The following is a 19,093-nucleotide window of genomic DNA, read 5'->3' as shown; positions in this document are numbered from 1 at the left end:
CCGATCTTGCCGGTAGTTTGTTACATTTTTCCCTTGGAATTCAGGGAATAACGGTGATGATAACATGAGCAGAAAACGATCTTTTTATCATCTCTTGCTGCTTTGCCTGTTCGCATTGAGCCACCCCCTGCAGGCTCAGGAGCCTGAACTGGAGCTGTGGCACTCCCAGCAAGCCGGTTACGTGATCGACGACGTGATCGCCCGCTTCAATCAGGAGGGGAACCACAGAGTGCGGGTCACCCAGATTGAGCCGGGCAAGATCAAGGCGGATCTCCTGCTGGCAGCTCAGGCCAGGGGGCTGCCCGATCTGATGCTGATCCCCTCCGATTTTATCGGCCTCTATCGCCAGATGACCCTCGCTCCCCTCCCGGCCGAGTGGTTTTCCCCCGCGCTGATGGCCAGCGCCTTGCGTTATGTCACCCTGGATCGGCAACGCTGGGGCATGCCCATGATGCAGGGCAACCATCTGATGCTGTTTTACAACAAGGCGCTGGTCTCGACTCCGGTGACCCAATGGCAGCAACTGACAGCTATCACCTCGGCCCTCAAGGCCAAGGGGGTCTACCCCGTCAGCTGGCCCTATCACGACATGTACTACTTCGCCGCCTTTTTACACACCTTTGGCGGCTCGCCGGTGACCGAAGGGCGCATCACCCTCGACAACCCGGCCATGGTGCAGGCACTGGAGGCCTACCGCACCGTCGTCAGCGAACAGTGGGTCGATCCCGAGTGCGACTATGACACCGCCCTCGCCCGCTTCAATGAGGGCAAGAGCGCCTACCTCATCAATGGGGACTGGGCCTTCAACGATCTGGTGAAGAACATGGGGGATAAGCTGGGCGTTGCCCTGCTGCCCCGCTGGCAAAGCCATCCCATGCACTCCATGAGCGGCGCCTACGTGATGGGAGCCTCCCGCTGGGCGATGGATGATGAGGATCGGCAACCCGTCATCAAGGCACTGATAGCCTTTATCCAGCGTCAGGATATTCAGCAGTTCATCTATCATCAGGGGGCGCTGCTGCCGGTCAATCAGCAGGCTTTTACCGCCATCAGCCGCCGTCCCACGCCTCAGGAAAAAGTGCTGCTGGAGCAGTTTACCCTCAGTACCCCCATGCCCTCCGACAGCGCCATGTCCATCGCCTGGCAAGCGATGGAGAAAGGGTTCGAGCGCTTTAAAGAGGGGATCAGTGCCGCCGACACCGCCCGCTATATGCAGCAGTTGGCCGATCAGCAGTACCGGCAGGTCAAAGCACCATGAAACATCGCACCTTTCGGCTTGGACCGACCCTCATCATCATCCTGTTCACCGTCGCCCTGCTGCCGGCGCTGCTGGCCAGCACTGTGCTGCTGATCCGCCAGCACCAGATCATCGCCCAGAGCGAGCAGTCACAGCTGGAGCGGGCCCTCACCAGCATGACCCGCGAGGCCCGCTTTCGCAGCGAGCTGATCGGCACCCAGATCAATCAGCTCAGCCAGGATCGAGTACTCCATCAGGCCCTCGACAACTTCCTCTTCTCCAGCCATGCCCGGCTGGCGCTTGCCACCTTTATCAAATCCAACAGCCTGCTGACCTCGGCCTACCTCATCGATGACAAGGGGTTGGTGGTGGAGTACATCAATGGCCAGGCCTCCCACCTCGAGTCGAGCGACCTGATGCCGCAGCTGATGGCCTGGGGCAAGACCCGCGAGGCGAAACAGGGCAAGCATCTGCTGCTGCCCGTCGATGATCCCGTGCTGGTCGACGACATGGAGCAAAACCGCAGCGGCGGGCTGGCGCTGGTAGCCCCCATCTATCGCAACCACCAGCGAGCAGGGGTGATGCAGACCCCTTCCGGCTTCGTGATGGCCATTCTCCCCTGGCGGCAGATGGCCCAGTTGCTGGAACCCTATCTCAAGGGGAGCGAATATCTGGTGATCTCCCAGGGCGAGAACCGTCTCTACGAAGGGGCTCACCAGAGCGCCAACGCGATGGATGACAGGGAGCCAAGCAAGATGGCGCAGCCCCTGGCCATTGGCTGGCCCCAGCTGGAGCAGGAGATCACCCCCACCATCACCCTCTACAGCTACAGCAATGACAGGGTCAGCGAGCTCAATAAATCCCAGCAGTTGCTGACCGTCAGCATCGCCGTCATGTTGCTGCTGGTGGCCATCGGCTGCGTCTGGCTCACCCGCTGGCTCACCCGACCGCTGCGCTCGCTGGCCGCGTTGGTGCGCAGCTATGGCAAGGGCAATTACCAGCAACGGCAGGCGCCGCTGCGCTTTGTGGAGTACGACGAGGTGCGCCAGCTGCTGCAGGAGATGGCCAGCACCATCTCGGATCAGGTGCGGGCGCTCTATCAGCAAAATGAACAGCTGCAGCAGGCCAATAGCGAGAAAGAGGCCTTCAACCAGCGGCTGCTCGGCTTCAACGACGAACTGGAGCAAGAGGTTGCCTCGCAAACGACCGCCCTGCGCTCGGCCCTGAGCCGGGAGGAGCGCAGCCGCCATATCCTGCAATCCTGGCTGCAGTTCGGTCTGCACCAGCAGCTGGATATCGATATTGCCGAGCTGGCCAGCTCCGCCCTGCTGCAACTCTCGCAGCTCTATCCTGGCCACCGCTGGGGACTGGTGATCCGCCGCGATGGCCAGCCTCACTACTCCCTGACCCAGGGGGTCGATGCCCCCTTGCGGGATGCCCTGCAGGAGAAACTGGCTCAACTGATGGATGAGGAGGTCAAACACTCCGAATGCCAGTGGGATAACGCACTCTGGAAGGTCATGACCCTGCCCGGTAGCCAGAGCGGCGTGCTGTTTGGTTATCTGATGGTGAGCGCAGAAGGGCTGGAGTCCGAAGACAGGGCCATCTTGCGGCTGTTTGCCAAGCAGTTGGCGGTGGGCATCGAGGGGCGCCTCTTCACCGACGAGCTGGCGCGGGTCGCACGCACTGACAACCTCACCGGGCTGCCCAACCGGCAGGCGTTCGAAGAGGCCTTCCACCACTATCAAGCAGTGCTGGCGCGCCATCCGGAGCGTCACCTCGCCCTCTTCATGCTCGACCTCAACGGCCTCAAGCGTACCAACGACCAGTATGGGCACGAGGCGGGCGACGCTCTGCTGATCCAGATGGCTCGCCAGCTGCGCACCCTCTGCCGTCAGGATGAGAAGATTTTCCGCATCGGCGGCGACGAGTTCGTGCTGCTGGCGGAGGCGGATCACCTCGCCAGCCAGCAGCTGGCAGGCAGGTTGGAGGCAAGCCAGCAGCACGCCATCGTGCAACATGGGGAGCACAGCTTCCCGCTGCGTTTTGCCATCGGCTGGAGCAGCAGCGACCAGACCCCGCTGGCGGAGCTGAGCCGGGTGGCTGACGATGCCATGTATGCCAATAAGGCGCGCTTCTATCAGGGGCAGCGATAAAAAGCAGAGGTCTGTGGCGTTGGCGAGCCTTTCGCCAACGCCCTGATCAGCTCGCAAAAATGGCGCGCAACGCTAGACGCGGCGCGGACCATGACTAAGATAGGGGCTCTTGATGTCTCGATTTGGAAGGGAGTAGGAAATGGAGTTAGTACTTGGCCCGCTGGAAGCCCGCGTCATCGGCTGTCTGATTGAAAAAGAGATCTGCACCCCGGATCAATACCCCCTCTCCCTTAATGCACTGGTCAACGCCTGCAACCAGAAGAGCAACCGCGAGCCGGTGCTGGAGCTCTCCGAGCTCGATATCCGCGCCGTGGTAGACGAGCTGATCCGCAAGCGGCTGGTGGTCAACACTGCAGGCTTCAACGCCCGGGTGCCCCGCTATCAGCACAGATTCTGCAACACCGAATTTGGCGAGCTGAAATTCAGTGCCCAGGAGCTTGGCATCGTCTGCGAACTGCTGCTGCGCGGCCTGCAAACCCCGGGGGAACTGCGCTCCCGTACCAACCGCCTCTGCAGCTTCGATGATGTCACCGAGGTGGATGCGGTGTTGACCCAGCTCATCGAGCGTGGACCCTACGTGGTCAAGCTGCCGCGCGAGCCGGGCAAGCGCGAATCCCGCTACGCCCACCTGTTCAGCGGCGAAGTGGATATTCAGGCGATGATGGATGCCGCCCCCGCCGCGGCCTATGCCTCCCCTGCCGCCGACCGTCTGAGCGAGCTGGAGCAGGAGGTAAACGAGCTCAAGAGCCGTCTCGCCGCCATGGAAGCGCGGCTGGCTGCGCTGGATGGTCAGGGCTGATCGCCTTTACCATCGCCAATCTCTATCAGGGAGCCGGGGCTGATGTCCCCGGCTCCCTGCGTTTTTTTATCGTGAGGAAGTGCCCGTGATCACCCTGATTAAAGAGTCTGACCACCAGAAGATGCCCTGGAAAAACCAGCAGGGCACTACCAGCCAGATCCTCATCTCCCCCAAGGGGAGCAGCCTTGCCAAACTCGACTTTGACTATCGACTGAGCTCGGCCCCCATCAAGAACGCGGGCCCCTTCTCCCCCTTTCCCGGCTATCAGCGCATTTTGCTGCCGGTAAGCGGGGCAGGCTTTGTGCTCAACGGACACCCATACGCCACCTTCGAGGCGGCGCACTTTAGCGGCGATGAGGAGACCCACTGCGAGTTGCTGAAAAAAGAGGTGACCGATCTGGGACTTATCTACCATCCGGATCGCATCAGCGCCAACGTGCGGGTACTGAACCTCCCCTTCCCGCTGACCCTTACCCTCGAGCCAGAGAAGACCTACCTCTGTCACCTGCTGAGCGGCCAGCTGGCCGTGCAGGGCAAAGAGGTGGCCATCAACGAGACACTGGTGGTGACCGGTGAAGAGAGCATTCATTTTGAATGCCAGAAGAAGACCGCCATCGCCTTCTTTACCCTGCAGGCCAAATAGCGCGAAAGTCGGCGGTGTGCAGTCATGCCATGCCACGCCACACACAAACAGCAGAGATGAAAAAGCCGGGAAATCCCGGCTTTTGCTATTGAGGCAACCGGCTCGTGCCGGTCAGCACCTTAGTTAACCTTGAAGGAGCCCTTCATCATGGCGAAGTGGCCGGGGAAGGAGCAGAAGAAGGTGAGATCCTTGCCCGCCAGACCGTCGGTCTTGAAGGTGACGCTGCTGCTCTCGCCGCCGCCGATCAGCTTGGTGTGAGCCAGCACACGGGGATCATCCTTGGGCAGATAGCCGTTCTCGGCCCCAGCGCTCATCCCGGCAGTCGCCACGGTCTGATAGTCGGCGGTGCTGGCCAGCACCCAGTTGTGACCCATGGCGGTCACGGGCAGCTTGCCGGTATGGTTCAGGGTGACCGTCACCTCCTTGCAGGTGGCCGGCACGCTCATCTCTTTGAGGTTGTACTGCATGGCATCATTGCCTTCGATGACCAGTGCACACTCATCCGCCAGCACGGGGGCAGCCAGGGTACTCAGAAACAGCAGGGTAATCGCCTTTTTCATCATCTTCTCCTTTGATTGGCAATGGATGGCAACGACTTGGCGGATGCGGTGAACGCTTCGCAAAGATGCCGTCTAAATCGACCTTCATTTTACTCAATTGTCTTCAATCGGCTATGGCTTTTGGCCAAAGCTGCGGGCCAGGTCACCAGACGGTGCTCTACTCGCCACTCTCTCCCTCACGGATGGACGATACGGCCCGCTCCCGCCACAGGTTCAAAACTGTTTAATTTTTTATGCCCTTTTCCCTCCGATTACCCCTATCAGGGCTCGCCCGGCGGGCGCCCCTTGGCTAAGCTAGCGCCCCGATATGAACCTTCTCCAGATGAGAGCGCCGGATGATTGCGATAACCCCCGTGGCGGCCCTGCGCGGCCTGCTGCTGACCCTGCTGCTGGCGCTGGCCGGCTGCCAGCCCACCCCGCCTGCCCAGACCCGTATTCAGGGCAAGACCATGGGCACCTACTATGTGGTGACCCTGAGCGATAGCTACCCCGGTGGAGAGCCCGCCCTCAAAAGCGACGTAGAAAGCCTGCTGGCCCGGATGAACAAGGAGATCTCCACCTACGATCCGGGCTCGCTCATCTCCCGTTTCAATCAGGGGCCCGCCAACACCCCGTTTGCCATCCCACCCGCCATGGCCATCATAGTCCAGCAGGGGATTGATGCCGGTAAGCTGACCGACGGCAAGCTGGATGTGACCGTGGGGCCTCTGGTCAATCTGTGGGGCTTTGGCCCGGACAAACGGCCGGTCAAGCGACCCGATGAGGCGGCCATCGTCGCCGCCCGCCACAAGGTGGGCATCGACAAGCTAACCCTGACCTCGCAGGGTGATCACTTCCTGCTCGAAAAAACGATCCCGGATCTCTATCTCGACCTATCCACTCTCGGCGAAGGGGCGGCATCGGATGAAATCGCCGCCCTGCTCGAGGGCAAGGGGGTACACAACTACCTGATCGAAGTGGCCGGTGCGGTGCGCAGCAAGGGCAACAACAGCAAGGGCTCGCCATGGAAAGTGGCCATCATCGAACCCTCCGATCAGCCGGGGGCGTTTTCCGATATCGTCATCCCCAACGGCATGGCGCTCAGCACCGCAGGCAGCTATCGCAACTACTACGAGCTGGATGGCCAGCGTTACTCCCATATCATCGATCCTGCCACCGGCCAGCCGGTCACCCACAAGCTGGTCTCCGCCAGCGTGATCACCCCGACCGCGCTTGAGGCTGACGCCCTCGATACCGCGCTGATGGTGATGGGGCCCGAAGCGGGTATGGCATTTGCCAAACAGCACAAGCTGGCGGTCTATCTCATCATCAAGACCGAACAGGGGTTCAAGGCCAAGTACACGCCCCAATTCGCCCACTATCTGGCGAAGCAACCGACAGAAAAGCACTGATAAACAGAAGGCCCCGATAACGGGGCCTTCTCATTACGGTTGATGATGAACTTGTCACGGGCTATTCGATGGTCACCCGGTGAGGGGCTGGCGTTTCCACCTGCTTGGGCAGTTGCAACGTGAGGATACCGTTCTCGAACCTGGCGCTGACCTTGTCCAGCGCCACCTCGACCGGCAACTCCAGAGTGCGTGAAACACTGCCAAAATAGCGTTCACTGCGCAGTGTTCGCTCATCCTTGTTCTGGCTGTCAAACTGGCGGATCTCCGCTTTCAGCGTCACCTGTTTACCATGGATATCCACATGGATGTCCTCTTTGGCAACCCCCGGCAACTCGGCTTGCAGCACATAGTTGCCATCACTCTCCTTCAAATCCAGCCTGATCTGGCTCGGCAAGGGGTCCCCGTGCAAGGGGCGAATATAGAAGCCGGACGCCATATCGCGAAACAGGTCATCGAACAGACTGGTACGGCTTGGTAGCAAACTCATCTCTGATCCCTCCGTGATTCATGGACTGACAGAGGCAGGCCCTGATACCTGCCTGATGGGGCCTATATGTGACCGAGGCTTGTCTTTGCCCCCTCTATCAGTCTAAAAAGTGTGCCGCGTGCTGCCACCCCATCTGAGCTTTATTTGATATGGATCAACCACATCGCCCTGGCCACCAGGCACAGAGCGTGACATGGAAACTGAAAGTTGCGTGACAAAAGCACATTGATTGCCACTTGACACGCTTTGGTGGCACACTTTCTCCCATCAACCCGTAGCGCCTCGACCCAGAACAATGCAGACACCGGAAAACGCGTCAGAAAAGAAGAGCCCTGCCAAGCCCCAACGCATTCTGATGGTCAATGAGCAGCGCTCGTTTCAGGTGATGATGAAGGCGATGCTGATCAATCTGGGTATCAGCAACATTACCTACTCCAATACCGCCGAGGATGCACGGCGTCGCTGCCAGAAGGGCAGCTTCGACATCTATCTCATCGATTACGATCTCGGGGTCGGCGAAAATGGCCGCCAGTTGCTGGAGAGTCTGCGTGACCAGAGCCTGATCCCGCCCCAGAGCGTGGTGATAATGGTGAGCAGCGACAGCTCCCGCGCCATGGTGCTGAGTGCGCTGGAGGCCGAGCCCGACGAGTACCTGATGAAGCCCTTCTCCCAGGAGCAGTTCTCGTTTCGCCTCAGACGCGCCCTCGCCCGGCGTCATGCCCTGGCACCGGTATTCACCGCCCTGGCCGACAACAACTTCCAGGCTCTCATTACCGCCTGTGCCGAGCGAGCCGATGCGGTGCCCCGTTTTGCCAACTACTGCCGCTGCTTGCAGGCCGATACCCACCTCAAGTTGGGTGAAGCACAGGAGGCTCGCGCCTTGATGCGCCAGCTGCTGGCCGGCCAGGAGAACAGCTGGGCCCGCCTGACGCTGGGCAAGGCGTGCAACACTCTGGGGCTCCATGAAGAGGCGGTCAGCCATCTGCAGGCGACCCTCAAAAATACCCCGCTGATGGTGGAGGCTCACCTCTGGCTGGCAGAATCCCTGCTGGCCCTTGGCAATGACGAGCAGGCGCAGCAGGAGCTCAGACGGGCGGTGGATATCTCCCCTCAGTCGGTGCAACTCTCCCGCCGGCTGGCGGAGGTGTGCCTGCAGCGCCACGACTACGCCCAGGCCAAGGATGTGCTGATGTCACTGATCGACCTGTCGCGCAACTCGATCCATCGCACGCCCCATTATCTGGGGGCCTATATCCAGACCCTGACCCTCTACGCCCTCAACAGCAACGACAGCTACCACATCGCCAACCTGCAAAAGCAGGTCAATTCTGCCCTGTCGCGCATCCGCGACTCGTTGATGATGTCGGAGTTCAACTACCCGGTGTTCGAGCAGATCTGTCAGGCCCGGGTGCAGATTGCGCTGGGCGAGCTGCTCAAGGGCAAGAAGATGCTCTATCGCGCCAACCAGAACTGGCTCGATGAACCGGCCACCATGCCCCCCGTCCTGCTTGGCGAAACCATCCTCGCCCTCTATCAGCTCGGCGAGTTCGAATATGCCGAAAGCCTGCAAGGGCTGCTGGCGGAGGACGAAGACCGGCTGCTCACCACCTGTATTCAGGCAACCCGGGATGACAAGACGGTACTGGAGCGGCGTCAGCGCTACCAGCAGCTCAACGATCTGGGGATCAAAGCCTATCAGGCCGGGGAGCTTGAACAGGCACTCGGTCACTTCCGCGAGGCCCTGCGCCGCGCCCCCGCCAATACCGGTGCGGCTCTCAACAAGATCCAGGTGCTGCTGCAACTGATGCAGAAAAACCGCAAGAGTCCGGAATTTGGTGCCGAGTGCAAGGACACCCTGGACGTGCTCGACGGTATCCCCCTCAACCCGGCCCAGCAGGAGCGTTTTCGCAAGCTGCGTCAGGAGTTCAACCAGTTCAGCTAAGACGACGCCGCCGCGCCCCCTTTTCCCCGCCTATGCTGAAACCAGTTCGGCAATGCGAGGGAAACGAAGATGGCGATGTGTCGTTATCTGGTGGCCGATGGCCGCCACTGCAGTGAAGAGGCTGGCGAGCACGATCTCTGCCACTGGCATGATCCCCACCATACCCATCAGGAAGCCCACACCGCCGAGGCGCTTGAACAGTACGTTCGCGCTGGCGGACTCTGCCACGGCCTGCAGCTGTCACGGGCCAATCTGGCGGGCCTCAATCTGGTCAACAAGGAGTCCGATCAGGGATTTTTGCTGGAGCAGTGCAACCTCTATCGCGCCAACCTGCGCGGTGGTCACCTCTACGGCCTGCGCATGAAGGGCGGCAGCCTGATGAAAGCCGATCTCAGTGACGCCAACCTCCAGTGCGCCACCCTCGATGACGTCAACCTGCTCGGCATCCGCTGGCACAACACCCGGCTCGACAACATGCAGACCGGCAAACGGGTGATGCAGGATCGCAAGGGGCGCCGCGAACGGGATCCCAAACAGGCGCGCATCTGGTTCAAGGAGGCGGAAGAGACCTACCGGGATCTGCGCAAAGCCTCCGAGGCGCAGGGGATCTTCACCATGTCCGGCAACTATATCCAGCAGGAGCTCACCATGCGCCGCCTGCAACTGCCGTTCTGGTCGACCCAGCGTTTTACCTCCTGGGTGGTCGATCTCTTCTGCGGCTATGGCGAGGCCCCGATGAGGGTGGTGCTCTTCTCTCTGCTGCTCATCTTTATCTGCAGCATTTTTTACTTCTTCTGCGGCCTCAACTTCGCGGGTAACTACCTTATCTATCGACCAGAGGCGCCCCTTGAAGAGAACGCCATCTTCCTGCTCGAATGCCTCTACTACAGCGTGGTCACCTTCACCACGTTGGGGTACGGCGACTTCACTCCGGTCGGGCTCTCCAGGATCTTTGCCGCCTTCGAAGCCTTTACCGGCAGCTTCACGCTGGCGCTGTTTGTGGTGGTATTCGTCAAAAAGATGACCCGCTGACGCCTCTCCCTGCCAAGCGGGTCGGCCACTGGTGCTGACCCGCGCCCCGAACTTGCATCCACCGCCGATTCCTAGTCCAATAGCCACTTATAAAAATGACATGAGCATCCCGGACATGAAGATCATCTCTTTCAATATCAACGGCCTGCGCGCCCGCCTGCACCAGCTGCAAGCCATCATCGACAAGCACCAACCCGATGTGATCGGCCTGCAGGAGATCAAGGTACACGACGAGGCTTTCCCGCTGGCCGATGTGGAGGCCATGGGCTATCACGTGGAGTTTCACGGCCAGAAGGCCCACTATGGGGTCGCCATCATGAGCAAGCAGAAGCCGGTCAAGGTGGAGAAAGGCTTCCCCACCGATGACGAAGAGGCCCAGCGCCGGATGATCATGGCGACCTTCGAGCGCGAAGACGGCTCTCTCATCAAGGTGATGAACGGCTACTTCCCGCAGGGTGAAAGCCAGGATCACGAGACCAAGTTCCCGGCCAAGCAGAAGTTCTACGAGGATCTGCAGCACTATCTCGAAACTCATCACACGCCGGACGACCAGCTGGTGCTGATCGGGGATATGAATATCTCCCCCACCGATCTCGACATCGGTATCGGCGAAGCGAACCGCAAGCGCTGGCTGCGGGATGGCAAGTGCTCCTTCCTGCCCATCGAGCGCGAATGGATGGAGCGGCTGAAAGGGTTCGGTCTCACCGACACCTTCCGCGCCGCCAACCCTACCGAGTGCGAGCGTTTCTCCTGGTTTGACTACCGATCCAAGGGCTTTGACGAGAATCGCGGCCTGCGCATCGACCTCATCATGGCCTCCGACGCCCTCAAGGACAGCGTGACCGAGACCGGTATCGACTACGAGCTGCGCGGCATCGAGAAACCCTCCGACCACGCTCCCATCTGGGCCTGCTTCGCCTGATTGAGTGCGGGCGAGGGCTCCTCTCGCCCGCTACAATTATCCCCCTTTTTCCTCCTGACTATTGTCATCGCACGCACTATCCTGTCGGCAATCTAGTTCTCATATGATACTCTTTACTCCATTTTCCAGTAGCAGAACGGCTTCTGTTGTGAAGAACAGAGAGAACTTTTTCGATCAAGCAGCTTGGGTTCAATGTTCATGCTCTATGATTGAAAAACTTCAATAATCCAATGAGTTAATTTGTAATCATGAAGTTAATCACGTCAGCCGAAAAAAAAGGTGTGCATGATGGCCGCAATCGGGCCAACAGGAGTGAAATGATGATGGAGCCAAACACCAGAGCAGGATTATTCAAACAGGGGATGCTCGCTCTGACGCTGGCCGGTGCACTGGCCGGCTGTGGCGGGGAAACAAACCAGACGGTGCAAACCATGCCGGCCGTGCCCGTGGTAGTCAACGAGGCGACCCTGACCGATGTGCCGCTCACCACCGAGATGGTGGGCGAAACCGCCGGTTTTCGCGAGATCGATGTCCGCTCCCGGGTCAGTGGCATCCTGCTCAAGCGCACTTATGTAGAAGGCCAACCGGTTACCGCCGGCCAGCAACTGTTCCTGATCGACCCCGAGCCCTACAAGGTGGCGCTGGAGCAGGCCAAAGGCACCCTGGCCCAGGAGCAGGCCAGACTCAACAAGGCTCGCGCCGATCGGGATCGCATCATTCCCCTCTTCAAGCGCCAGGTGGTAAGCCGCAAGGACTATGACGACACCATCGCCAACTATGAAGCGGCCATCGCCAGCCATCAGGCCGCTCAGGCCAAGGTGAAGGAGGCCGAGCTCAACCTCAGCTATACCAAGGTCACTGCCCCCATCAACGGCATGGCGAGCAAGAGCTCCCAGTCCGAGGGGAGCCTTATCTCCACCAGTGGCGACAACGGCCTGCTCACTACCATCACCCAGTTTGATCCGCTCTACGTCAACTTCTCCTACTCGGAGCAGGATCGCCTCGATTTCGAGAACTCGGTCAAGAGAGGGACCATTGAAGCCAAGGACGCCACCAACTGGCGCACCCATATCCGCCTGGCCGATGGTTCTGTCTACCCACAAGCGGGCAAGCTCAACTTCTCCGACAACCGGGTCGATCCCCAGACCGGCACCATCCGTGCCCGCGCCATCTTCGATAACAAGGACGGCGTGCTGCTGCCCGGCCAGTTTGTCCGTATGACCATCGATCTGGGCACCCGCAAGAATGCCATAGTGGTGCCGCCCCGCGCTATCGTCCAGTCCCAGGCTGACCGCATGGTGATGGTGGTCGATGCCGAGAACAAGGTGATCCCCCGTCCGGTCAAACTGGGCCCGGTGGTCTCCGAGGGGGTGCTGATCGACAGCGGCCTCAATGCCGGTGACCGTTACATCGTCGAAGGCTTGATGAAGGCTCGCCCCGGCAGCGTGGTGAAACCTGTCTCTGCCGACGAGATGAAAGCCATCACCGCCAAGATGGTCAGCCACTCAGCGGCCAAGTAAGGAGCTCGTATGTTTTCCAGGTTTTTTATCGAGCGTCCCATCTTCGCCAGCGTGATTTCCATCATTATCGTGCTGGGCGGATTGGCGGCAATGCGCTCGCTTTCCATCGAGCAGTACCCCCAGATCACCCCGCCGGTGGTCTCGGTGACCGCTTTCTATCCGGGGGCCACTCCGGAGGTGATCTCCCAGACTGTCGCCGCACCGCTGGAGCAGCAGATCAACGGCGTCGAGCGGATGATCTATATGCAATCGGGTTCGGCCTCCAACGGCCAGATGAACCTCAACGTCTACTTCGAGATCGGCACAGATCCGGATCAGGCCACCATCAACGTCAACAACCGGGTATCGGCCGCCATGGCCCAGCTGCCGGAAGAGGTGAAAAAGCAGGGGGTAACGGTCAAGAAGAAATCGACCTCCATCCTGCAGGTGGTCACCCTCCAGTCGCCGAACGGCTCGTTTGATACCACCTATCTGTCAAACTATGCCCTGCTCAACATCATCGACGAGCTCAAGCGGATTCCCGGCATCGGTGATACCACTCTGTTTGGCGGTACCGACTATGCGATGCGCATCTGGTTGCGGCCGGATCGACTGGCCCAGCTCGAACTCACCCCGAGTGATGTGATTAGCGCCATCCGCGAGCAGAACACCCAGTTTGCGGCAGGCAAGATCGGCGCTCAGCCCACCTCGACCCCCATCGACTTCACCTACACGGTGCAGACCAAGGGTCGCCTTGAAGATGTGAAAGAGTTCCAGAACATCATAGTTCGCTCCATGCCCGATGGCTCCAAGATCCGGGTCCGCGATGTCGCCCGGGTCGAGCTGGGGGGCAAGGATTATGATCTGGTGGCCCGCGCCAACGGCAAACCGGCCATCGGTATCGCTACCTATCTGCAGCCCGGTGCCAACGCCGTAGCAGTCGCCGATGCGGTGCACACCACCATGGAGCGGCTCAAGGAGCGCTTTCCGCAGGATATCGAGTACCAGATCCCCTACGACACCACAGAGTTTGTGAAGATCTCCATCGAAGAGGTGGTACACACCCTGTTCGAGGCGATCGTGCTGGTGTTCGTGGTAGTCTACCTGTTCCTGCAGAACTTCCGCGCCACCCTGATCCCCTGTATCGCGGTGCCAGTGTCGCTCATCGGGACCTTCGCCGGCATGCTGGTGCTCGGTTTCTCCATCAACCTGCTGACCCTGTTCGGCATGGTGCTCGCCATCGGTATCGTGGTGGATGACGCCATCGTGGTGCTCGAGAACGTCGAGCGGATCATGAGCGAGAAGAAATGTTCGCCCAAAGAGGCTGCCATCCTCGCCATGCAGGAGGTCTCAGGTCCGGTGGTCGCCATCGTGCTGGTGCTTTGCGCCGTGTTCCTGCCGGTCGCCTTTATGGGTGGCATGACTGGGGTGATGTACAAGCAGTTCGCCATCACGGTCGCGGTCTCGGTGGCCATCTCCGGTCTGGTGGCTCTGACTCTCTCTCCGGCCTTGTGCGCCGTGTTGCTGAAAGAGGGACATCACAAACCGGCCCGTTTCTTCGTCTGGTTCAACGATAAATTTGACCAGCTGACCCGCGGCTATGTACGGGGTGTGGCCTTCCTGAACCGTCGGGTGGGGGTCGCTTTTGCCATCATCGCCGTACTGCTGCTCTCCATCTACGGTCTCTTCCTGAAAGTGCCGGGCGAGCTGGTACCGAACGAAGATCAGGGCTACCTCATCTCCGCCGTCATGCTGCCGGATGCCGCCGCCATGAGCCGGACACAGGCAGTGGCGGATCAGTTCGACAAGCTCGCCATGGCCAATCCCAATGTGAAGGATGTGATCACTTTCTCGGGCTTCGACATCCTCTCCAACGCCATCATCAGCAACAGCGGTCTCACCTTCATTACCCTGAAGGACTGGAGCGAGCGCAAGGGGACAGGCCAGGACTCCTTCGAGCTGGCCAAAACTCTGCAGGGGATGAGCCTGATGGGGCTGGCTGACGGCTTTGTTGCCTCCTTCAACCCGCCCCCCATCCAGGGAATGTCCACCACCGGCGGACTGGAAGGCTACCTGCAAAACCGGGGTTCCGGCAGTGCCCAGGAGTTTTCGGGCGAAGTACAGCGCTTCCTCGCCGCCGCCAAGGAGCGCCCCGAGTTTGCCAGTGTCACAACCACATTCCGTGCCAATGTGCCGCAGGTCTATCTCGACCTGGATCGCGAGAAAGCCAAGGCGCTGGGGCTGCCGATCAATGCGGTGTTCGACACCATGCAGGCCACCTTCGGTCAGGTCTATGTCAACGACTTCAACCAGTTTGGCCGAACCTACCGGGTACAGTTGCAGTCCGAAGCGGACTACCGCGCCAAGAAGAGCGATATCCGCAACGTCTACGTGCGCTCCAACACCGGCGAGATGATCCCGCTCAGCAGCCTGGTGACGGTCCGTGATGCCACTGGCCCCGAGCTGGTAGAGCGTTTCAACATCTTCCAGGCAGCCAAGATCATGGCACAGCCGGCACCCGGCTACAGTTCGGGTCAGGCGATCGCCGCACTGGAAGAGGTGGCCAACAGTACCCTTGGCAACGATGCCAAGCTGGAGTGGACCGGTTCCGCCTATCAGGAGAAGGCCTCTGCCGGTAGCGCAGGCATGGCGTTCGGCTTCGGTATTGTGATGATCTTCCTCATCCTGGCAGCCCAGTACGAACGCTGGAGCCTGCCGTTTGCGGTGATCACAGCCGTACCGTTCGCCCTGTTCGGCGCCCTGCTGGCCACCTGGCTGGTAGGACTCACCAACAACGTCTACTTCCAGATCGGGCTGGTGACCCTGGTGGGTCTTGCCGCCAAGAACGCCATACTGATTGTGGAGTTCGCGGTGATGAAGCACGAAGAGGGGATGAGCCTCATCGAGTCGGCACTGGAGGCGGCGCGCCTGCGTTTCCGTCCCATCGTGATGACCTCGCTGGCCTTCATCCTCGGCTGTGTGCCGCTGGTCACCTCCAGCGGCGCTGGTGCCGCAAGCCGTCACGCTCTCGGCTGGCCGGTGATCGGCGGCATGCTGGCGGCCACCTTTATCGCCATCTTCTTTATCCCGCTCTTCTTCCGCCTCATCATGAAAGGGTCGGAAAAGCGCGCCAAGCCGTAACGCTCTCCACGGGCGTTCCACCGATAACAAACTACCCCCGCCCGTGCGGGGGTATTTTTTTGTCTGCGGTGTGCTTCAATGACACACATCGAGACTTTTTTGCACAGGATCCGGATATGCTGGCTCAGCTCTGGCTCGCGACGACCTTGACGACCACTACCCTCTCCGCCTGTGGTCATCACGATTATCCCCCCTGGAACTGGCTGAGCGATGGCAAGATCATCGGCGTTTGTGCCGAAGTAGTCAGTACCCTCTATCAACGGTTGGGTTTCAATGTGGATCTCTCCTATGTGGGCCCCTGGGCCCGCTGTCAGCAGAAAGTGGCGAAAGGAGAGGTCGACATCAATATCTGTGCGCTGCGCAACGAAGAGAGAGCACACTACTCCCGCTTTACCCGAACGCCCATGGCCATCAATGACATGGCGGTGTTCGTGCGCCAACCCGGCAGCCGCTTGCTGCAGCGACGGGAGGATCTGACCGGACTGCGGGGAGCCATGATGATAGGCGTCAGCCTTGGCAGCGAAATGGATGATTTTTTGCAAGCAAATACCCGCATCTACAGGGTCAACTCCCTCAAGCAGGTATTTGGCCTGCTGGCCAGTGACCGGGTCGACTTCGTTCCCTATGGCCGCTCTTCCGGTCGCCTGTTTTTGAGCGAAAATTACCCGAGCAGCGGAATGGTTGATCTGCAGTGGCCACTGCAGCGCGGTGAGCTCTATATTTCTGTTTCACTACAATCTCCCCATCTTGGCACCCTCGAACAGCTGGAACCCATGCTGCAAGCGCCGGGCATGAGGCAGTGGATAGATCAGCTGCTGGAGAAATACAGCGACATCTATCTGCAACAACAGCGCCAGCCCTCGCCTTGACCTTCTCCCAGAAGCAAGGTTTAGAGTCTGGATACCAGATCCTGAAGGATGACCGGATTGTCACTCACCCAGCTTGCGACAAGATTGCCCTCTGCCCTGCTAGCCCGGCTATTGCTGGCGCTGCTGCTCGTGTGCAATCTGACTCTCTGCATCAGCTGGCATGGTTCTCCCCTCTCCTCCAAGCCGACCCCAAACAACACTCAGTCGATGGTGATGTTCGATTCATCCATGGCGATGGCGGATGGCGAGAGCTCTCATGCGATGCCCGCAATGTCTCACCCGAGCGATACCATGGCCCTCTCCTGCCATCAGGGAGACGAGGGGTCGGCCATGGGCGATGAGTGCCAGATGCAGACCGGCGTCAATGCCCTCTCCTTCGGCGCGATAGCTCTGCTGGGTGTATTGGTCGCCCTGCTGATCTTCCCCCTGCTACTTGGCAGTAACTTCGCAACTGCACTGCTTGATAACTGGTTGCGGGATCCCTTCCTGCGATCACGCGGTACCCATCCCCCCTCCTGGCCGCGCCGACACCTGATGTTGTCGGTGCTGCGACACTAGAAAGATCTTCTCTTGCGGCAGCGGCAAGCCTCGGCTTGCCCGTCTCCTGCCGCCTTGCCTGACCCTGTGCCCCGGCCAAACCGGCCCGCTCACTGGGAGCCGTGCGCGCTGATACAGCTGCGCCCCGTTTGCCGCCAATCCCTTAGGTGATGCCTTGTCCATCTCCGATCCGGCGGCCTGCACAAGAGAAGAGATATGATGTCACTTGTCCCTGTTACCGGCCTTATCGCCGCCAAGAACTTTGCCACCCTGCCACTAAGTGGGGGTGTGCGATGAGCCAGAAACTGCTGGTATCAGCCCTGCTGCTGGCCCTCGGCGCCGGTGGCGGCTACTGGGCTGCCAAACAGACCACTGCTAGCACCGTGGCCAAGGAGAAGACGCCGCTCTACTGGGTCAACCCCATGGATCCGCGCGACAAGCGCAATGCCCCGGCCAAGGACAACATGGGGATGGACTTTATCCCCGTCTATGAGGAAAAACAGGGCGGCTCACCGGGCACCGTCACCATCAGCCCCGAGATCCAGCAGAACCTGGGGGTGCGGCTTGCCAAGGTGGAGAAGCTCCCTATCCACCAGCAGATCGAGACGGTGGGCTACGTCGGCTATGACGAGGACAAGCTGGAGGCGGTCAACGCCCGCATGGCGGGCTGGATCCGCACCCTCGCCATCAAGAGCGAAGGGCAGCAGGTGAGCAAGGGGAGCCTTATTTACAAGCTCTACGCCCCGGATCTGGTCAACGCCCAGCACGAATACCTGCTGGCCCTCAACACTGCCAACCCGCTGCTGCTGCGCGCCGCCGAAGGCAAGCTCAAGTCCCTGCAGGTACCGGCAGATCAGATAGCGGCCCTCAAGCGCACCCGTCAGGTGCAGGAGACGGTGCGTATCTATGCCCCCAGCAGCGGTTATGTCTCCGAGCTGAAGGTGCGCGAAGGCCAGTATGTGGAGCCCGCCGCGGCCCTCTTTAACATCAGCACCCTCAAGCAGGTGTGGGTGAGTGCCGAGGTGTTCGAGCGCCAGGCCGCCCAGCTGAAGGTGGGGGATCCGGTCACCATGACCCTCGACTACGCCCCCGGCCGCCACTGGCAGGGCCGGGTCGATTACCTCTACCCGACTCTGGATGCCACCACCCGTACCCTCAAGGTGCGGCTGCGCTTCGCCAACCCGGACGAGTTTTTGAAACCCAATATGTTCGCCAAGGTGACCATTCAGGCGGGCAAGGGAGAACCGCAATTGGTGGTGCCGAGCGAAGCGGTGATCCGCACCGGCAGCCAGGACCGGCTGGTGCTGGCGCTGGGGGATGGCAGCTTCAAGTCGGTCGCCGTCACTCTGGGCCCCCAGTTTGGCGACAAGGTGGCCATCAAGGCTGGGGTAGAGGCTGGGGATAACATCGTCAGCTCGGCCCAGTTCCTGCTCGACTCCGAATCGGCCATCGATTCCGACTTTCAGCGTATGACGGCGGTGCGCCCCGCCCAAGTGTGGACTCAGGGCGAGGTTGAAAGCATCGATCTGGCCAACCGCACCCTGATGGTCTCCCACCAGCCCATCCCCGAGTGGCAGTGGCCCGCCATGGAGATGGAGTTCACCGTCGCCGACGGGGTCGATATCAGCAAGCTGGCCGAGGGACAGACCCTCCATCTGCAGGTGATGCAGGAGGGGGATGAGTACCGCATCACCACCATCCATCAAGAGCAAGAGCAAGAGCAAGCACCAGCAACTGGCGACACCGCCAAGCCTGCGGCAGATGAGATGGAGAAGATGGAAGGCATGGACCATAGCCAGCATCAGATGACGATGCCCGAGATGGAGAAGAAGTCATGATCCCTGCAATCATTCGCGGCCTGACAGGCAACCGCTCTCC

15 protein-coding genes are annotated in these 19,093 nt (G+C 60.2%); 13 read left to right on the top strand and 2 right to left on the bottom strand.

Going from position 1 to position 19,093, the window contains the following annotated elements; all coding sequences use genetic code 11:
• Positions 1–64: 64 nt before the first annotated feature.
• The 4 genes from G5380_RS06850 to G5380_RS06835 all read left to right on the top strand — a co-directional run bounded on the left by G5380_RS06850 (position 65) and on the right by G5380_RS06835 (position 4,835).
• Positions 65–1,258: a sugar ABC transporter substrate-binding protein gene (locus G5380_RS06850; RefSeq protein WP_371178037.1), complete on the top strand. Its 1,194-nt coding sequence runs from the start codon at positions 65–67 to the stop codon at positions 1,256–1,258.
• Entirely contained in the window at positions 1,255–3,393 is a 2,139-nt protein-coding gene (locus G5380_RS06845) for a diguanylate cyclase domain-containing protein (protein WP_421352564.1), read from the top strand. The genes G5380_RS06850 and G5380_RS06845 overlap by 4 nt, the downstream gene beginning before the upstream one ends.
• Before the next feature lie 139 nt (positions 3,394–3,532).
• A complete protein-coding gene (locus G5380_RS06840) occupies positions 3,533–4,192 on the top strand; it encodes a YceH family protein (protein WP_421352563.1) in 660 nt (219 codons plus the stop codon).
• Between the two features lie 85 nt (positions 4,193–4,277).
• The gene (locus G5380_RS06835; protein ID WP_421352562.1) at positions 4,278–4,835 is read left to right on the top strand and encodes a HutD family protein; all 558 of its coding nucleotides are present in this window, start codon (positions 4,278–4,280) and stop codon (positions 4,833–4,835) included.
• A 119-nt stretch (positions 4,836–4,954) separates the two neighbouring features.
• Here the strand turns inward: G5380_RS06835 and azu are convergent, their stop codons facing one another.
• Complete coding sequence (azu, locus tag G5380_RS06830; RefSeq protein ID WP_005337768.1) at positions 4,955–5,395, bottom strand: azurin; 441 nt, start codon at positions 5,393–5,395, stop codon at positions 4,955–4,957.
• A gap of 335 nt (positions 5,396–5,730) precedes the next feature.
• Here azu and G5380_RS06825 point away from each other — a divergent pair, with 335 nt between their 5' ends.
• Positions 5,731–6,786, top strand: a complete 1,056-nt coding sequence (locus tag G5380_RS06825) for an FAD:protein FMN transferase (RefSeq protein WP_421352561.1) — start codon at positions 5,731–5,733, stop codon at positions 6,784–6,786.
• 61 nt (positions 6,787–6,847) lie between these two features.
• Here the strand turns inward: G5380_RS06825 and G5380_RS06820 are convergent, their stop codons facing one another.
• Positions 6,848–7,273, bottom strand: coding sequence for an Hsp20/alpha crystallin family protein (locus tag G5380_RS06820; protein ID WP_103250619.1), 426 nt, complete (start codon positions 7,271–7,273; stop codon positions 6,848–6,850).
• Positions 7,274–7,568: 295 nt separating this feature from the next.
• Between G5380_RS06820 and G5380_RS06815 the strand changes: the two genes are divergently transcribed.
• From G5380_RS06815 to G5380_RS06780, 8 genes are all read left to right on the top strand, one after another.
• Positions 7,569–9,215: a tetratricopeptide repeat protein gene (locus G5380_RS06815; RefSeq protein WP_421352560.1), complete on the top strand. Its 1,647-nt coding sequence runs from the start codon at positions 7,569–7,571 to the stop codon at positions 9,213–9,215.
• A gap of 69 nt (positions 9,216–9,284) precedes the next feature.
• Positions 9,285–10,247: an ion channel gene (locus G5380_RS06810; RefSeq protein ID WP_201937181.1), complete on the top strand. Its 963-nt coding sequence runs from the start codon at positions 9,285–9,287 to the stop codon at positions 10,245–10,247.
• A gap of 115 nt (positions 10,248–10,362) precedes the next feature.
• The gene (gene xthA, locus G5380_RS06805) at positions 10,363–11,169 is read left to right on the top strand and encodes an exodeoxyribonuclease III (RefSeq protein ID WP_100653387.1); all 807 of its coding nucleotides are present in this window, start codon (positions 10,363–10,365) and stop codon (positions 11,167–11,169) included.
• A gap of 362 nt (positions 11,170–11,531) precedes the next feature.
• Positions 11,532–12,689 (top strand): efflux RND transporter periplasmic adaptor subunit, encoded by a 1,158-nt coding sequence (locus G5380_RS06800; RefSeq protein WP_421171953.1) that lies wholly within the window; start codon positions 11,532–11,534, stop codon positions 12,687–12,689.
• Between the two features lie 9 nt (positions 12,690–12,698).
• Positions 12,699–15,809 carry an efflux RND transporter permease subunit gene (locus tag G5380_RS06795; protein ID WP_421352559.1) on the top strand — a complete coding sequence of 1,037 codons (3,111 nt, stop codon included), beginning with the start codon at positions 12,699–12,701 and terminating at the stop codon, positions 15,807–15,809.
• Between the two features lie 116 nt (positions 15,810–15,925).
• Positions 15,926–16,678 (top strand): substrate-binding periplasmic protein, encoded by a 753-nt coding sequence (locus G5380_RS06790; protein ID WP_058055876.1) that lies wholly within the window; start codon positions 15,926–15,928, stop codon positions 16,676–16,678.
• Positions 16,679–16,735: 57 nt separating this feature from the next.
• Positions 16,736–17,236 carry a hypothetical protein gene (locus G5380_RS06785; protein WP_421171804.1) on the top strand — a complete coding sequence of 167 codons (501 nt, stop codon included), beginning with the start codon at positions 16,736–16,738 and terminating at the stop codon, positions 17,234–17,236.
• Positions 17,237–17,508: 272 nt separating this feature from the next.
• Positions 17,509–19,053 (top strand): efflux RND transporter periplasmic adaptor subunit, encoded by a 1,545-nt coding sequence (locus tag G5380_RS06780; RefSeq protein WP_421352558.1) that lies wholly within the window; start codon positions 17,509–17,511, stop codon positions 19,051–19,053.
• Positions 19,054–19,093: the final 40 nt, after the last annotated feature.

It is taken from the genome of Aeromonas sp. 604443 (genome assembly GCF_049170315.1).
In the GTDB taxonomy this organism is placed as follows: domain Bacteria; phylum Pseudomonadota; class Gammaproteobacteria; order Enterobacterales; family Aeromonadaceae; genus Aeromonas; species Aeromonas veronii_A.
This window is presented reverse-complemented; position numbering and strand designations above follow the sequence as displayed.

Excerpts from the sequence above, each read along its gene's own strand:
- G5380_RS06795 (WP_421352559.1), top strand. The coding sequence starts at position 12,699 with ATGTTTTCCAGGTTTTTTATCGAGCGTCCCATCTTCGCCAGCGTGATT.
- azu (WP_005337768.1), bottom strand. The coding sequence starts at position 5,395 with ATGAAAAAGGCGATTACCCTGCTGTTTCTGAGTACCCTGGCTGCCCCC.
- G5380_RS06815 (WP_421352560.1), top strand. The coding sequence starts at position 7,569 with ATGCAGACACCGGAAAACGCGTCAGAAAAGAAGAGCCCTGCCAAGCCC.
- G5380_RS06850 (WP_371178037.1), top strand. The coding sequence starts at position 65 with ATGAGCAGAAAACGATCTTTTTATCATCTCTTGCTGCTTTGCCTGTTC.
- xthA (WP_100653387.1), top strand. The coding sequence starts at position 10,363 with ATGAAGATCATCTCTTTCAATATCAACGGCCTGCGCGCCCGCCTGCAC.
- G5380_RS06780 (WP_421352558.1), top strand. The coding sequence starts at position 17,509 with ATGAGCCAGAAACTGCTGGTATCAGCCCTGCTGCTGGCCCTCGGCGCC.
- G5380_RS06845 (WP_421352564.1), top strand. The coding sequence starts at position 1,255 with ATGAAACATCGCACCTTTCGGCTTGGACCGACCCTCATCATCATCCTG.
- G5380_RS06790 (WP_058055876.1), top strand. The coding sequence starts at position 15,926 with ATGCTGGCTCAGCTCTGGCTCGCGACGACCTTGACGACCACTACCCTC.
- G5380_RS06810 (WP_201937181.1), top strand. The coding sequence starts at position 9,285 with ATGGCGATGTGTCGTTATCTGGTGGCCGATGGCCGCCACTGCAGTGAA.
- G5380_RS06800 (WP_421171953.1), top strand. The coding sequence starts at position 11,532 with ATGCTCGCTCTGACGCTGGCCGGTGCACTGGCCGGCTGTGGCGGGGAA.
- G5380_RS06840 (WP_421352563.1), top strand. The coding sequence starts at position 3,533 with ATGGAGTTAGTACTTGGCCCGCTGGAAGCCCGCGTCATCGGCTGTCTG.
- G5380_RS06825 (WP_421352561.1), top strand. The coding sequence starts at position 5,731 with ATGATTGCGATAACCCCCGTGGCGGCCCTGCGCGGCCTGCTGCTGACC.
- G5380_RS06820 (WP_103250619.1), bottom strand. The coding sequence starts at position 7,273 with ATGAGTTTGCTACCAAGCCGTACCAGTCTGTTCGATGACCTGTTTCGC.